The sequence below is a fragment of the Pseudoalteromonas shioyasakiensis genome (assembly GCA_013391845.1).
GTDB classification, from domain to species: Bacteria; Pseudomonadota; Gammaproteobacteria; order Enterobacterales; family Alteromonadaceae; genus Pseudoalteromonas; species Pseudoalteromonas apostichopi.
In genome coordinates this window covers 2795752-2811911 of the sequence record CP058414.1, presented here as the reverse complement: position 1 = coordinate 2811911, position 16160 = coordinate 2795752, and the positions used below count along the sequence as shown (strand labels likewise).

The window sequence follows — 16160 nt, the reverse complement described above, 5'->3', positions numbered from 1 at the left end:
GTAATTTCATTAAAACGGATTAAGGTTTAAATGAATGTAGTCTGTTTTGTGCTTTTAACACACCATCTTTTGCAAGTATTTCCATACAACGAACTGCTTCGTCAACGGCGGCGTCCATTTTTTCTTGATCGTCTTTCGCAGCTTTACCTAGCACCCAGCCTGTTACCATTTCTCGGTGACCAGGATGACCAATGCCAATACGAAGACGCATGAAATCTTTTTGGTTTGCCATTTTCGCAATAATATCTTTTAAACCGTTGTGACCGCCGTGGCCACCACCTTTTTTAAGTTTTGCAACCCCTGGTTCTAAGTCCATTTCATCGTGTGCAACGAGAATGTTCTCTACAGGAATTTTAAAGAAATTAGCGAGACTACTCACCGCTTTACCACTTAAATTCATATAAGTCGTAGGGATCAGTAATTTAAATTCTTGGCCTTGAATAATCACTTTGCCAGTGAGGCCGTGATATTTTGGATCATGTTTGAGTGTGCAGTTATAACGTGCAGCCAGTTCTTCGATGAACCAAGCACCTGCATTATGGCGTGTATTTGCGTATTCGGGGCCTGGATTAGCCAGGCCCACAAGCATTTGAATAGAATTCAAGGTGTTTACACCTTAAAAATTATTCTGCAGCGTCTTCTGAAGCTTCGTCTTCAGCAGGAGCTGCTTTGTTAGCTTTGATAGTAACAACTGACTGATCGTGATCAGCGCCTTTAGCTAGCTCAACAGATGAAACACCTGAAGGAAGTTTAAGGTCAGAAAGGTGGATTGAATCACCTGCTACTAGATCAGCAACATCAACTTCTACGAACTCAGGAAGTGACTTAGGAAGACACGTGATTTCGATTTCAGTTAATTGGTGAACAACTGTGTTGCCTGCTTTAGTTACTTTGTCTTCACCGATGAAGTGTACTGGCACTTTAGTGTGAAGTTTGTGAGTAGCATCTACACGTTGGAAGTCTAAGTGAGTGATCTTAGGCTTGAACGGGTGACGTTGAATATCTTTAAGGATAGCTTCAACTGACTCGCCACCGATGTTTAAAGTAAGGATATGCGTGTAGAAACCTTCGTCTTCTTGCGCTTTGATCATATCTTTGTGTGCAAGAACGATTGATGCAGCTTCTTTGTCAGCACCGTAAAGGATTGCAGGAACTTTATCTTCACGGCGTAGGCGGCGGCTCGCACCAGTACCTGTTTCTGTACGTAATTCTGCATTGTATGTGTAAGTTGACATAATGTCTCCAATAATTAATAGTCTTAGGGCCTTTGCGACCAAGGTCCCCAGCCAAAAGGCGCGCTATCATACCACCCCTTTCAGGGAAAATAAATAACGACTACAAAAAAAGCACCTAGGCGGTGCTTTTTATAGTATTTCAGTGACTTTGATTAGTGTTCAAACATCGCTGAAATAGATTCTTCGTTGCTGATACGACGGATTGTTTCAGCAAGCATATCTGCAAGCGTGAGCACTTTGATTTTATCAATTGCTTTAAGCTCATCAGTTAATGTAATTGAGTCAGTTACGATAACTTCGTCAATCACTGAATTACGGATGTTCTCAGCTGCATCACCTGAAAGCACAGGGTGAGTTGCGTAAGCAAATACGCGTTTTGCACCGTGCTCTTTAAGTGCTGCCGCTGCCTTACATAAAGTGCCACCAGTATCGATCATATCATCAACGATGATACAGTCACGACCTTCAACGTCACCAATAATGTGCATTACTTGTGAAACGTTTGCTTGCGGACGACGCTTGTCAATAATAGCAAGGTCTGTGTCGTTTAATAGCTTAGCGATTGCACGAGCACGAACAACACCACCGATGTCAGGAGAAACAACCACAACATCATCGAAGTCGCGTTCTTTCATATCTTCAAGTAGCACTGGGCTACCAAATACGTTATCAACTGGTACGTCGAAGAAACCTTGGATTTGTTCAGCGTGTAAATCAACCGTCAGAACGCGGTCAACCCCAACACTTGAAAGGAAATCTGCAACTACTTTAGCTGTGATTGGAACACGCGCAGAACGCACGCGGCGGTCTTGACGTGAGTAACCAAAATAAGGAATAACTGCGGTAATACGTCCAGCAGATGCACGACGTAGGGCATCAACCATAACGATAAGCTCCATCAGGTTATCGTTAGTGGGGTTACAGGTTGATTGGACAATGAAAACGTCAGAGCCACGAACATTTTCATTAATTTGAACACTGATCTCACCGTCACTAAAACGGCCAACAACAGCATCGCCTAATTCAATATACAAACGTTTTGCAACTTTTTGAGCTAGCTCAGGTGTTGCGTTACCAGCGAAGAGCTTCATGTCAGGCACGGTAGGGTTCCTCAGGCACTGAATTTTGGGACTAACAGGCTATGGTAGGCACCAAAGCACGTTAACATTTACTTGTACGTTACTTCATTTCAAAGTGAGCATTTAATGCTGTATGAGCAGGTGAAAGTGTAGCACTACTTGCAACAAAACCTGTCCATTTTTCTGGTAATTGAGCTAAAACTTGTTGTGCTTCTGCCTCGGTTGAAAACTCAGCAAAGCAGCAAGCGCCTGTACCAGTCATCTTTGACGGTGCGTATTTTAGCAACCACTGCAGGGCTTTTTCAACCTCGGGGCAGAGCTTTTTAACTAAAGCCTCACAATCGTTGCCTAAATTTTCTATTTGCCAGTCTGCTTTTAGCTTGGGAGTGTCGCGTTTTAAATCAGGGTGAGTAAAAATTTTCGCGGTGCTGACATGTTCCCCTGGATGAATAACACAAAACCAGCTTCGCGGTAATTCAACATTTTCTAACTGCTCGCCAATACCATGAGCAATCGCGCTGTGACCATTAATAAACACCGGAACATCGGCGCCTAATGTTACTCCAAGTTTTGCTAACTCTGCGAGTGATAAATCACAGCCCCATAGCTTATTGAGAGCTAATAGGGTAGTGGCCGCATCGGATGAACCACCACCGACGCCACCGCCCATAGGCAAGCGTTTTAATAATTCTATAGAAACGCCTTGTTGGCAATCACAATGCTGTTGTAATAAACGGGCTGCTTTGTATATAAGATTGTCTGTTAACTCAATGCCGCTGGTATCACCCTTTACATTTATGTCCAGATCATTGGTCACTGTAAATGTTAAGTCATCACCAAATTCTAAAAAGGTAAATAAAGTTTCTAGTTCATGGTAGCCATCTTCACGGCGACCATTTATATGAAGAAATAAATTAAGTTTTGCTGGTGCTATTAAAGTTAGCGGGGCGGTTGAAGCTTGCGTCATTATTAATTTAACTGCCAATCATTAAGTTGAATTTTAATACGAATTTTTTGGTTTTTAAGGCTTAGCTTAACAGGAAGCCAATAGCCATTATGTTTGATGTAATTTGAATAGCTAATCTGCCATTGCTGACCATCTTGAGCTTGCCATATAAGTTTTTTTAAACGACCTTGCTCATCAAAGCTGGCTTGTTCGTTTTCTACAGTTCCTTTTAGCCATTTTGCCGCGTTATCTAATGGGATTGAAAAACCTGTTAGGCGATATAATAACATTGAGGCATCACTATCTGTATAAACATCGCCGTCATATTCAAGTTCAGCACCTTGTGCATTTTGTTTTAAAGATAGGATGCGAGTACCAATAAAACTGGTGAGTACCATTTCACTGTGCTGCTCATCGTGCTGCCAATTTAAATTGGCGGATTGGCGTTGCTCTGTACTAATAAATGCCATTTTGCCTTGTACTTGCCACTGAGCTTGTTGTTCTAATCGGCTTTTCCAGTCGGGATAAATGTAATCAACTGTTGAAATTTTTTGCGCACAGCCACCTATAAATAAAAAAAATATGAATAAAATCAAATATTGTTTAATCAAATGTCGTTCCTTACTTTCCATATTCCGCTGATTTTTGGTAAAATTAACGCCTTTACAGCTGGGCTTAGCAATATTTGGTACATATGACCATCGTAGCACTTGGTATAAATCACAAAACCGCATCCGTAGAATTACGTGAAAAAGTCGCTTTTTCGCCAGAGCAAATGTCTGAGGCGTTGCAGCAATTAAGTGGTCACTCGCATTTTAATGAGGCGGTTATTGTTTCGACCTGCAACCGAACTGAAATCTATTGTAGCCTTGCCGAGCGTAATTCCCAAACCCTGTTGCACTGGTTAGCCAGTTTCCATGGGTTGGATGAACAGGAACTGAGCAATAATGTTTATTATCATGAAGATCATGAAGCAATTAACCATTTAATGCGGGTTTCATGTGGTTTAGATTCGTTAGTACTCGGTGAGCCGCAAATTTTAGGGCAAATAAAGCAAGCTTACCATAATGCGAAAACCCATGATGCGATAGGTGTAACCTTCGACCGTTTATTTCAAAAAACATTTTCAGTTGCAAAACAAGTTCGTACCGAAACTGATATTGGTGCCAGTGCGGTATCTGTTGCTTATGCAGCTGTTAATCTTGCTAAGCACATTTATGGCAAATTAGATAAAACCAATGTATTGCTTATTGGGGCAGGTGAGACGATAGAGCTGGTTGCTAAACACTTATACCAAAATGATCCGCAAAAAATAACAGTTGCTAACCGTACTATTGAACGAGCTAAAACGTTAGCAGATGATGTTAATGCGGATGTCATTGCATTAGCTCAGTTACCTGAGCGTTTACATGATGCAGATATTGTAATTAGTTCAACCGCCAGTACTTTGCCCATCATTGGTAAAGGGGTAGTAGAACAAGCGCTGAAAAAGCGCCGTCACAAACCAATGTTATTTATTGATATTGCAGTACCACGTGATATCGAGAGCCAAGTAGGCGAATTAGATGCGGCCTATTTGTATTCAGTTGATGACTTACAAGCCATAGTAAGCGAGAATATCGCCGCCCGTGAGCAGGCTGCTGAGCAAGCACAAGCTATTATTCGCTCACGTACCGATGAATTTGCTATGTGGTTGCGTTCACTCGATTCGGTGGATTTAATTCGCCATTATCGCAACGATGTACAAGATATAAAGTCAGAACTTGTCGAAAAAGCCTTAGGCCAGCTGCAAGCAGGTAAAGAAGCTGAAAAAGTTATACTCGAGTTGGCAAACAAACTGACCAACCGCTTGATGCACGCACCTACCCGTGCCATTCAAGATGCTGCTAAAAAAGGTGAAGCAGCGGAGTTAAGCCAATTAAAGAAAATGTTAGGTATTGATCAGGAATAGTCGTTAAATGAAAGAGTCTGTTTATAGAAAATTAGAAACCTTAGTTGAGCGTTATGAGGAAGTGCAAGCGCTACTAAGCGACCCCTCTGTGATCAGCGACCAAAATCGCTTTCGTGCCTTATCTAAAGAATACTCAGAATTAGAAGAAATCGTAAAAGCATTTTTAGCTTACCAACAAGCACAAGATGATGTTGCTACTGCTGAAGAAATGTTAAAAGACTCTGATCCTGATATGCGTGAAATGGCGCAAGAAGAATATAAAGAAGCAAAAGCACAAATAATTGCTTTAGAAGACGAAATCCAAATTCTAATGTTACCTAAGGACCCTAAAGACAATAATAACGTCTACCTAGAGGTTCGTGCCGGTACCGGTGGTGATGAAGCTGCTATCTTCGCAGGTGACTTATTCCGTATGTACAGTCGCTACGCTGAAACTAAAAAGTGGAAGGTGGAAGTCGTTAGTACTAATGAAGGTGAGCACGGCGGTTATAAAGAAGTGATTGCACATATCTCAGGTGAAGGTGTTTATGGTCAGCTTAAGTTCGAATCAGGTGCGCACCGTGTACAACGTGTACCAGAGACAGAATCGCAAGGCCGTGTTCATACATCTGCGTGTACTGTAGCAGTCATGGCTGAAATCCCTGAAGCGGAAGCAATTGAGATTAATCCTGCGGATATTAAAGTAGATACTTTCCGTGCATCGGGTGCCGGTGGTCAGCACGTAAATAAAACTGACTCAGCAATCCGTATTACGCATATTCCAACGGGCGTAGTTGTAGAGTGTCAGGATGAACGTTCACAGCATAAAAACCGTGCTAAAGCGATGTCAGTACTTGGTGCGCGCTTACAACAAGCTGAAGATGAAAAGCGTCAAGCGGCTGAAGCATCAGAGCGTCGTAACCTAGTAGGTAGTGGTGACCGTTCTGAGCGTATTCGTACTTATAATTACCCGCAGGGTCGTATCACAGATCACCGTATTAATTTAACGCTTTACCGTTTAAATGAAGTAGTTGCAGGTGATTTGGGCAGTGTTATTGAACCTCTAATGCAAGAACACCAAGCTGATTTACTTGCTGCGATGGGCGATGAATAATCGTGCCGCAAAGCATTGAACAAGCAATTGTTGCTGCAACGGCGTTATTAACGCCTAGCAGCGACAGTGCTAAGCTAGACGCACAAGTCCTCTTATTATCCATTCTTGATAAACCACGCAGTTACTTATTTACCTGGCCAGAAAAACAACTTACCGAACAGCAACAACTTGATTTTGAAAAAGCATGTCAGCGCCGTTTAAATGGTGAACCTGTTGCTCACATTGTTGGCTTTCGTGAATTTTGGAGCCTTCCTTTGAAGGTTAACCCAACGACTTTGATCCCAAGACCCGATACCGAAACTTTAGTTGAGTATGCTTTAGGTCTTGAATTACCTGCTGATGCCAAGGTGCTTGATTTAGGCACGGGAACAGGGGCAATTGCCTTAGCATTAGCCAGTGAAATGCCAAGTTGGCAGGTGACAGGGGTTGATAGAGTTGCTGATGCAGTTGAGCTTGCCCAAGAGAACAAACAACGACTTAGTATTAACAACGCCACTTTTACGTTGAGCAATTGGTTTAGTGCAGTAAGTACAGAAAAGTTTGACCTAATTGTCAGCAATCCTCCGTATATTGAACATGATGATGAGCACTTAAGCCAAGGTGATGTTCGCTTTGAACCGCTCTCTGCATTAGTTGCAGATGATGACGGTATGGCTGATATTAAACAAATTATTACTAGCGCGCGTGACTATTTAACGACAAATGGCTATCTTTTAATTGAACATGGCTACAAACAAAGTGTGAAGGTACAAGAATTTTTTGCACAAATGTCGTATAGCCATATACTTACAATTAAAGATCTTGGCGGTAATGACCGTGTAACCTTAGCACAATGGCCTAAATAATCATGAAGAGCACTGTGCGTACATAGCCTTTGAGGGTCCCATACAATGGATGATTTTTTGTTTTCGGATGAAGCACTTGATGAAGTTAATGAGGTGGTTCAGGGTAGTTGGAAAGTCATCATCGTCGATGATGAGCCAGAAGTACATGCCGTAACAAAGCTTGCGTTGAGTGACTTTGAATTTCAAGATAAACGCTTAGAGTTTATTAGTGCCTATTCGGGTGAAGAAGCCAAAGAGGTAATTGAGCAGCATCCAGATGCTGCCATCGTATTACTTGATGTGGTAATGGAAACTGACGACGCAGGCCTTAGGGTTGCTAAGTTTATTCGCGAAACTGCAAAAAATAATCACATTCGTATCATTCTTCGTACCGGTCAGCCAGGTCAAGCACCTGAGCGACAAGTGATAGTTAACTACGATATCAATGACTACAAGTCAAAAACTGAGCTAACTGCACAAAAACTTTTTACCGTGGTTATGTCGAGTTTACGTTCTTACCGTGACATTTTATCGATTGAGCAATCTCGTCAAGGCCTTGAAAAAATTATTAAAGCATCACGTGATATTTTCTCAACTCATTCACTTGAGAGCTTTATTGAAGGGGTGATGCAACAACTCACCTCATTACTCGGTACTGTAGATCAAGCAATGTATGCAACAAGCTTAGTTGCCAGTAACCCGCAGGATAATCAAAAGAAGTTAGTGGTATTTTCGGGGCGTGGTGAGTTTGAACGTAGTGAAGGTAAGGCTATCGAAGAAGTCCTAGATAATGAGCAGTTGCAAGCCTGCCAGCAAGCATTGAACGAAAAAACCATCGTCTACCGTGAAAATTATTTATTTGCTTATTGTTGTAGTGAATGTAATCACAACTCGATGTTATTTATTTCCGGTATCCCTAAGCATTTAACAGACACTCAGCGTCATCTGATTGAAATTTTTTCACAAAATGTGCAGTTGGCGTATGAAAATGTACAGTTACAATCTGAAATTGAAGCAACACAGCAAGAGTTAGTATTTAGGCTTAGTGAAGCGTTAGAGCAACGCTCAACGGAAACCGGTAACCATGTAAAACGTGTTTCGCACATTTGCTATGAATTGGCCTTGGGCTATGGTTTACCCAAACGCGAAGCTGAACTTATTCGCTTAGCAGCGCCCCTACATGATGTAGGTAAAGTGGGTATTCCTGATGCAATTTTAAATAAGCCAGGGCCGCTCACCGACGAAGAATGGGCTATCATGCAGCAGCATGCTGAAAAAGGTCATTTAATTTTAAAAGATTCAAATCGTGACATTGTTAATACAGGAGCCATTATTGCTTTATCACATCATGAGCGTTGGGATGGTTCAGGCTATCCGAAAGGTTTAAAAGGTGAGGAAATTCCAATTGCAGGTCGCATTGTAGCATTAGCTGATGTGTTTGATGCGCTACGTCATAAACGCTGTTATAAAGAGCCGTGGTCACTTGAAGATGTAATCAAGGAAATTAACTCGCAACAGGGCAAACAATTTGATCCGAAGTTAATTGAAGTGTTTAATCAGCGGGTTGAAGAAATAGAAGACGTACTTGTACGTTATCCAGATTAATTAAAACAAAATTAGGGGCATATGGATTATTTAGCAGTAAAACATACTCACATGCTGTTTGCCGTGTTGAGTATTATCTTATTTTACGTTCGTTCGTTTTCACGCTTAAAATCGGGCACTTTGGCAAAAAATAAAGTGGTATTTATTGGTAGTCATAGTATCGACACTTTACTGCTAGTTTCTGCAGTGGTATTGATTGTGATGGCAGGACTTAACCCTTTAGAGCAGTCTTGGTTATTAGAAAAGATAATCTTAGTTATTGCATACATTGTGTTAGGTGTTGTTGCTGCTAAGCAAAATGCAAAAAGTGCGAAGCTCGTATTACTTGTAATCACCACACTCATCTTATTGGCAATTGGCTATTTAGCCTCTGCTAAAACAGCACTTCTTCTTTAAGAATCTCTAAGCGGTATTTGATGGCCTAGGTTGTCATACCGCTTTTTTATATCTCATCGCTCAGTATTGGTAACTTAGGGGAAAAGTAGGTAAACTAGCTGTTCGTTTTTGTAAGAGATGTAGCAGTATAAATGACCACCCCTTGGTTTGAAGATCAAAATGAATCCTATCAAGAAGAGGCCTTTGACGCATTTTCTTCGAAAGTGCTTTATCGTTGTATCGACGCTGAATTGAAGTGGGATCATCAAGCTGATTTAACAGCCTGTTATGACACCCTCAATGAGCTTGAAGACACGGTAACAGCTCTTTGCGCTGAATTAAAAGAGCCACATGAGCGTCTCGATAAGTTACTTGATACCTTTTATCAACAATGGCTATTTAGCTCATCAAGCTTAAAAGTGCCTGAGTATACGTTAAATAGTTTTAGCTACACCATTACCATGCGCAGTGGTACACAAACCACGCTGGCAGTTTTACTTTGTCATTTATTGCAACATGCTGAATTGGACGCGACTGTTACTCTTAGTCAAGGAGACGTGCACGTTCATGTTGGTATGAGTGATGAAGAAGGTTATTTAATTGAGCCCAGCACGGGACAGCAGAGCTGGTATATAACACCAGAGAATGCGTGTGAAGAAAATGGTGATGAACAAGAACCTCTTGAGCTGATTTTTGATGAAGAGCTATATAAATTATATTTAGCTCAGCAAAAATGGTCTTTTATTAGCGAAAGTAAATTTGGTCATGCTTTGCATTGTGTTGAAATGTTGATGGAATTACTTGGTGATGACCCTTATGAGCGTCGTGACCGTGGTTATTTACTTAATCAGCTAGATTGCCCAAAAATGGCCCGCGATGATTTGCAGTACTTTATTAACGAGTGCCCAGATGATCCTGCTATCGAAGTTATTCAGCATCAAATTGCTGAAATAGAAGACAACAATAATACACACCACTAATTTTAAAGGAACATTTATGACTGACGCCCACAGTGCGCTAATTACCAATGACGCAGTCGTACTTGGTTTGCTTGCCGTTATTTTGGGGTTTATTTTTAAAACCTCTCACAGTAATAATGCTGCGTGCCAAAAATTTTATAAATACGTACCGGCATTATTACTTTGCTACTTTTTACCATCATTACTGAATACCTTTGGTATTGTTGATGGTCACTCTTCAAATGTTTATTTTGTTGCATCACGTTATTTACTGCCAGCCTGCTTAATATTGCTGACCATTAGTATTGATTTAAAAGCCATTATTAACCTTGGCCCTAAAGCATTAATAATGTTTTTAACGGGTACCATGGGTATCGTTATTGGTGGACCACTCGCTATCTTAGTAATGAGTGCGGTTTACCCTGAAGCTGTCGGAGGCCATGGCCCTGATGCTGTATGGCGCGGTATGACGACCATTGCTGGTAGCTGGATTGGTGGTGGTGCAAACCAAGCATCAATGAAAGAAATGTTTGAAGTGGGCGGTGATATTTTCTCTGCAATGGTAACTGTTGATGTCATCGTGGCGAACTTATGGATGGCGGTGTTGTTATTAATGGCAGCTAATCATAAGGCGATTGATGCCAAAACAGGGGCAGATACTCGTGCAATTGAAGATTTAAAAGAGCGCGTTGAAAAGTATCATGCTGAGCATGCGCGTATGCCAACCTTAAATGATTACATGACGATTATTGCTATTGCCTTTGGTATTACTGGCCTTGCTCATTTTTGTGCAGACTTTTTAGGTCCGTTTTTTGGGGCTAATTTCCCTTGGGCGCAAGAGTATAGTTTAAATAGTAAATTCTTTTGGTTGATTGTTATTTCTACCACCATAGGTATTAGTTTATCATTTACTAAAGTTCGCCATATTGAAGCCTTTGGTGCTTCAAAAGTAGCATCAAGCTTTTTATATATTCTTGTTGCTTCAATTGGTTTACATATGAATATTACCGCGATTTTTGACTCGCCAATGTATTTTGTACTGGGCGCGATTTGGATGATTACTCATGCAAGCTTAATGTTAATCGTCGCGAAACTAATTAAAGCACCACTGTTTTATATGGCAGTAGGCTCTCAAGCGAATGTAGGCGGCGCAGCATCTGCACCTGTTGTTGCATCAGCATTCCACCCGTCTCTCGCGCCAGTAGGTGTTTTACTTGCTGTTTTGGGTTACGGTGTAGGTACTTACATGGCTTATATTTGTGGATTAATGCTTCAAGCTGTTGCACCTTAAGGAATAGAAATGAACAACCAGTTAATTAAAATTAACGACATTGAATTAGCCAACAACAAGCCATTTGTGCTGTTTGGTGGTATGAATGTACTTGAATCACGTGATTTAGCGATGCGTATTGCTGAGCATTACGTAGAAGTAACATCAAAGCTAAACATTCCATATGTGTTTAAAGCATCTTTTGATAAAGCAAACCGCTCTTCAATTAATTCATACCGTGGCCCAGGTATGGAAGAAGGTTTAAAAATCTTTGAAGAAATTAAATCTACTTTCAATGTGCCTTTAATCACTGATGTACATGAGCCGCATCAAGCCGCACCTGTGGCTGAAGTTGTTGATGTTATTCAATTACCTGCTTTTCTTGCTCGACAAACTGATTTAGTCGTTGCTATGGCAAAAACTGGCGCCATTATCAACGTGAAAAAGCCACAGTTTTTAGCGCCACATGAAATGCGCCATATCATTAAAAAGTTTAATGAAGCGGGCAACAACAACGTTGCGCTGTGTGAACGTGGCACAAGCTTTGGTTATAACAACCTAGTGGTTGATATGCTAGGTATGGATGACATGAAGCCTATGGCGCCGGTTATCTTTGATGCAACACACGCATTACAGCGTCCTGGTGGTCGTGCTGACTCTGCGGATGGTCGCCGTGCACAAGCTGCAGAGCTTGCGCGTAGTGGTATGGCATTAGGTATTGCAGGTCTGTTCATTGAAGCACACCCTAATCCTAATGAAGCAAAATGTGATGGTCCTTGTGCACTTGCACTAAGTAAACTAGAAGGTTATTTATCGCAAATGAAAGCGGTTGATGACTTGGTTAAGAGCTTTGCACCACTAGATACTAGCGCTAGTGACTTGTAATCTTGCTATTTAAGTATGAAAAAGGCGACCATGGTCGCCTTTTTTTATTTGTATCGCTATAATCGACGCATAAGAAAAACTAATTCTAAGCTTGGTGATTATGTCTCGTCGTTTACCTCCCTTAAATGCGCTAAAAGCATTCGAAGCTGCGGCTCGTCATTTGAGCTTTACTAAAGCGGCAGAAGAGCTGTATGTAACGCAAGCAGCGGTGAGTCACCAAATTAAAACCCTAGAAGAGCATTTAGGTTTAAAACTGTTTTTGCGTAAAAATCGCTCGTTATTGCTGACCGAAGAAGGGCAAGGTTACTTTTTAGATATTAAAGAGATTTTTACCCAGCTGATTGATGCTACAGAAAAGTTGCTTGCACGAGGTGCGAAAGGTTCACTGACAGTGAGCTTAACGCCAAGTTTTGCGATTCAATGGTTAGTGCCCAGACTTAGTTTATTTAATGAATTACACCCTGAGATTGATGTGCGAATTAAAGCGCAAGATCAGGATGAGAATTCACTTTCTGACGATGTCGATATTGCCATTTATTATGGCCGAGGTCACTGGAGTGGGGTGCAAACTTATAAGCTGCACACTGAATATCTGGTGCCTTTATGTAGCCCATTATTATTAACAGGCCCTAAGCCACTCAATCAACCAAGTGATTTGGCGAATCATACGTTATTGCATGATACGACCCGTAAAAATTGGAAAACTTGGATGAAAACGGCTGGTGTGCGTAATGTGCAAGTTAACCAAGGGCCAATTTTTAGTCACTCATCGATGGTATTACAAGCTGCGGTGCATGGTCAGGGTGTTGCTATTGGTAATAGCGTATTAGCTAAACCTGATATTGATGCAGGTCGACTTGTCATACCGTTTAATCACTCATTAGAAAGTAAAAATGCTTACTATTTAGTGATCCGCGAATCGCAAACAGAGCTTGGTAAAATAGTGTCTTTCAAAGACTGGATGCTGAGCTTAGTAGAGCAAGAACAAGAGTATTAACATGTTACAGTGGTTTAAAAGTGCAACGGGCAATGCCCGTGCACAGTTTATATTTGCACACGGCGCAGGGGCGGGCAGCGACTCTGAGTTTATGCAAACAATGGCTAAACTTATTAGTCAGTTCAATATTGATGTGGCGTTGTTTGATTTTCAATATATGCAAATTGCAAAAGAGACAGGCAAGCGAAGACCGCCAGAGCGTGCTCCTAAGTTGCTTGCATACTTTGCAGAGGTGCTGAGAGAGAGACAGCCAGAGCTGCCTTTATTTATCGGTGGTAAATCAATGGGGGGGCGTATGGCTTCTATGCTTTGTACCGAGCAGAGCCTAGCTAAAATAGCCGGAGTTGTGGCTTTTGGTTATCCGTTTCACCCACCAGGAAAACCTGAAAAACTTCGTATAGAGCATTTTGCAGACATACCATGTCCTTTTTTAGTTCTGCAAGGTGAGCGCGATACATTTGGAAATCAGCAAGAGCTCGCTGATCTTAAAATGATTAATCCGCCAGAAATCAAATTTCTCAAAGATGGTGATCATTCACTAAAACCACGTAAAAAAAGTGGAATTACTGAAGAAGAGAATCTACAGCAAGCTGCTGATTATGCAGCAAAGTTTATTATTAATTTAGTGGCAGGAGATGAGCAATGATCAAACTATATTTAATGGTTGGCAGCTTATTCTGCATGTTTTCGGTGATGCTTGGTGCATTTGCCGCTCATGGTTTAAAAAACCGTGTCTCGGAATACGCAATTGGGATTTTTAAAACAGCTGCTGAGTATCAAATGGTGCATGGCCTTGCACTTATAGCTATTGCTATCTTAATTAAGTGGGGCATGAACCTAAGTTGGGCTGGTGGATTTTTTATAGCAGGTACGTTTCTATTTAGTGGTAGTTTGTATTTACTCGCATTAACGGGCATGAAATGGCTTGGGCCTATCACCCCTATTGGCGGCGTTTGTTTTATTATTGGTTGGGCTATTTTGTTAGTTCAAGCCGCACGATATAAGTTTTAAGGGTTATCTATGTCGAGTGTAATTATTTATTGTCGCAGTGGTTTTGAAAATGATGCCGCTGCTGAAATTACCTTTCAAGCTGCTGAACAAGGCTTTGCAGGTTACGTTAAAACAAAACCAAATACAGGTATTGTTGTTTATGAATGTTTTGATGCAAGTCACGGCGATGAAATCATAAAAAAAGTCGACTTCAAAAATATGGTATTTGCGCGTCAATGGTTTACTGGCACTCTAGTGGATAATATGCCACTTGAAGACCGTGTTAGTGCCATTGTTGATGCTGCCGCTGACTTTCCTGAATGTGGTGACTTACGCGTAGAAACGCCCGATACTAACGAAGGTAAAGAGCTGTCTAAGTTCTGCAAAAAGATTTCGACGCCACTGAAAAAGTCGCTTGAAAAGCGCTCGAAGGTAACTCGCGAGCTTGCAGAGAAGAAACCAGTAATGCATGTGTTATTTTTAGCAAATGACAGTGCTTATGTCGGCTATTCGTATACATTTAACAACTCGCCTTTCTTTATGGGTATTCCGCGCTTACGTATGCCTAATGATGCGCCGAGCCGCTCTACCTTAAAACTCGATGAAGCCTTTAACGTGTTTATTCCCCCCCATGAAGCCGAAGAACGTATGCAACCTGGCATGCGAGGCGTTGATTTAGGCGCTTGCCCAGGTGGTTGGACTTATCAGCTAGTGCGCCGTGGAATGTTTGTAAGCGCAATCGATAATGGCCCAATGAATGATGATTTGATGGAAACAGGGCAGGTTAAGCACTTCAGAGTAGATGGTTTTAAATATCGCCCTGAAAAGCGCAATATTCAGTGGTTAGTGTGTGACATGGTAGAGAAGCCGACAAAAGTGACTAATCTTATGATTGATTGGGCAGTTAATGCCTACGCTAAAGAGCTAATCTTTAATCTCAAGTTGCCTATGAAAAAACGTTTTGACAGCGTTTACGAATGTTTGAAAATGATCAAAGAAGAGCTTGATAAATATGGAGTGAGCTACGAGCTGCAAGCCAAGCATTTGTATCACGATCGTGAAGAGGTCACAGTACATTTGAATGTAACTAAGGTTCCACAAAGCCTTTACAGTTAGCATCAATTTGAAAATTAAAAGGCCAATAGCTAAAACTATTGGCCTTTTAATTAGACGATTAAACATCTAATTTAAGTTCGATATTTACTTCGGTAATTATCGACCCATAAACGTGTGCCTCCACATACTGCAACAGGCATGACAATTAAGTTAACAATTGGGATTGCAGTTAAAATCATTACAGCTAAACCAAAACCATAGGACAAGGTTTGCTTTTGCTTTAAGTCACCTTTCATTTCGTTAAAGCTAATTTTATGGTTATCGAAAGCGTAGTCTTCATATTGAACGGCATACATCCAACAGGTGAAAAGCACCCATAAAACTTGCCCGATCACAGGTAAAATCCACAATAAAATAAAAAAGCCAATAGCGCGTGGTAGGTAATAGCAAAGTTTTGTCCACTCTCGTCCTAGCATGCGTGGCACATCTTTCATTGTATCGAAAAGGCTATCATCATTAATTTTTTGCCCAGTTAAGTAAAGCTCAACTTTTTCACTGAGCAGGCCGTTAAATGGGGCTGCTATAAAATTCGTAATAACCGTGAAGAGCATGCTGTAACTAAATAAAATCACCAGCACGGCAATCGGCCACATTAGCCATTCGAGCCAGCTAAGCCATTCTGGTAATAACGAGTTCATGTAAGCAAAGCCATCAGTGAGCCAACCGTACAAAAAGAACAGCGAACTACCAAAAAGCAGGATATTGATTGTTAAAGGAATAAGTACAAAACGTTTCAACCCCTTTTGGCTAATTAACTTAAAGCCAGAAAAGAAGTATTCCATACCTTGAGTGAACTGCACGAGAAAACCTCATCTTTTTTCTTGTTGTTTGCAGT

General features: G+C 41.2%; 18 protein-coding genes. 12 read left to right on the top strand and 6 right to left on the bottom strand.

The annotated features are described in order from the left end of the window. Positions 1-19 precede the first annotated feature (19 nt). From pth to lolB, 5 genes are all read right to left on the bottom strand, one after another. Entirely contained in the window at positions 20-604 is a 585-nt protein-coding gene (pth, locus tag HYD28_12850; protein ID QLE09774.1) for an aminoacyl-tRNA hydrolase, read from the bottom strand. A gap of 19 nt (positions 605-623) precedes the next feature. Further along, positions 624-1235, bottom strand: a complete 612-nt coding sequence (locus HYD28_12845) for a 50S ribosomal protein L25/general stress protein Ctc (GenBank protein QLE09773.1) — start codon at positions 1233-1235, stop codon at positions 624-626. A gap of 152 nt (positions 1236-1387) precedes the next feature. After that, entirely contained in the window at positions 1388-2335 is a 948-nt protein-coding gene (locus HYD28_12840; GenBank protein ID QLE09772.1) for a ribose-phosphate pyrophosphokinase, read from the bottom strand. 79 nt (positions 2336-2414) lie between these two features. After that, positions 2415-3281: a 4-(cytidine 5'-diphospho)-2-C-methyl-D-erythritol kinase gene (gene ispE / locus HYD28_12835; protein QLE09771.1), complete on the bottom strand. Its 867-nt coding sequence runs from the start codon at positions 3279-3281 to the stop codon at positions 2415-2417. A gap of 2 nt (positions 3282-3283) precedes the next feature. Beyond that, on the bottom strand, positions 3284-3871 hold the full coding sequence (gene lolB / locus HYD28_12830; GenBank protein QLE09770.1) for an outer membrane lipoprotein LolB: 588 nt from the start codon (positions 3869-3871) through the stop codon (positions 3284-3286). Positions 3872-3954: 83 nt separating this feature from the next. On the opposite strand from lolB, the gene hemA reads away from it, so the two are divergent. The 12 genes from hemA to rlmM all read left to right on the top strand — a co-directional run bounded on the left by hemA (position 3955) and on the right by rlmM (position 15325). Further along, the gene (hemA, locus tag HYD28_12825) at positions 3955-5211 is read left to right on the top strand and encodes a glutamyl-tRNA reductase (protein QLE09769.1); all 1257 of its coding nucleotides are present in this window, start codon (positions 3955-3957) and stop codon (positions 5209-5211) included. A gap of 7 nt (positions 5212-5218) precedes the next feature. Next, entirely contained in the window at positions 5219-6304 is a 1086-nt protein-coding gene (gene prfA, locus HYD28_12820) for a peptide chain release factor 1 (GenBank protein QLE09768.1), read from the top strand. A 2-nt stretch (positions 6305-6306) separates the two neighbouring features. Continuing rightward, entirely contained in the window at positions 6307-7149 is an 843-nt protein-coding gene (gene prmC / locus HYD28_12815; protein QLE09767.1) for a peptide chain release factor N(5)-glutamine methyltransferase, read from the top strand. Between the two features lie 45 nt (positions 7150-7194). After that, on the top strand, positions 7195-8733 hold the full coding sequence (locus tag HYD28_12810) for a DUF3369 domain-containing protein (protein QLE09766.1): 1539 nt from the start codon (positions 7195-7197) through the stop codon (positions 8731-8733). Between the two features lie 21 nt (positions 8734-8754). Next, a complete protein-coding gene (locus HYD28_12805) occupies positions 8755-9129 on the top strand; it encodes a SirB2 family protein (GenBank protein QLE09765.1) in 375 nt (124 codons plus the stop codon). 131 nt (positions 9130-9260) lie between these two features. Beyond that, positions 9261-10088, top strand: coding sequence for a tetratricopeptide repeat protein (locus tag HYD28_12800; protein ID QLE09764.1), 828 nt, complete (start codon positions 9261-9263; stop codon positions 10086-10088). A gap of 16 nt (positions 10089-10104) precedes the next feature. Then, complete coding sequence (locus HYD28_12795; GenBank protein ID QLE09763.1) at positions 10105-11358, top strand: DUF819 family protein; 1254 nt, start codon at positions 10105-10107, stop codon at positions 11356-11358. Between the two features lie 9 nt (positions 11359-11367). After that, the gene (kdsA, locus tag HYD28_12790; protein QLE09762.1) at positions 11368-12222 is read left to right on the top strand and encodes a 3-deoxy-8-phosphooctulonate synthase; all 855 of its coding nucleotides are present in this window, start codon (positions 11368-11370) and stop codon (positions 12220-12222) included. A 100-nt stretch (positions 12223-12322) separates the two neighbouring features. Continuing rightward, complete coding sequence (locus HYD28_12785; GenBank protein ID QLE09761.1) at positions 12323-13219, top strand: transcriptional regulator GcvA; 897 nt, start codon at positions 12323-12325, stop codon at positions 13217-13219. A 1-nt stretch (position 13220) separates the two neighbouring features. Then, the gene (locus tag HYD28_12780; protein ID QLE09760.1) at positions 13221-13865 is read left to right on the top strand and encodes an alpha/beta hydrolase; all 645 of its coding nucleotides are present in this window, start codon (positions 13221-13223) and stop codon (positions 13863-13865) included. Further along, complete coding sequence (locus tag HYD28_12775) at positions 13862-14230, top strand: DUF423 domain-containing protein (GenBank protein ID QLE09759.1); 369 nt, start codon at positions 13862-13864, stop codon at positions 14228-14230. Before HYD28_12780 ends, HYD28_12775 begins: the two co-directional genes overlap by 4 nt. A gap of 9 nt (positions 14231-14239) precedes the next feature. Next, positions 14240-15325 carry a 23S rRNA (cytidine(2498)-2'-O)-methyltransferase RlmM gene (gene rlmM, locus HYD28_12770; protein ID QLE09758.1) on the top strand — a complete coding sequence of 362 codons (1086 nt, stop codon included), beginning with the start codon at positions 14240-14242 and terminating at the stop codon, positions 15323-15325. Between the two features lie 71 nt (positions 15326-15396). On the opposite strand, the gene cysZ is transcribed toward rlmM, so the two are convergent. Continuing rightward, complete coding sequence (gene cysZ / locus HYD28_12765; GenBank protein QLE09757.1) at positions 15397-16125, bottom strand: sulfate transporter CysZ; 729 nt, start codon at positions 16123-16125, stop codon at positions 15397-15399. Positions 16126-16160: the final 35 nt, after the last annotated feature.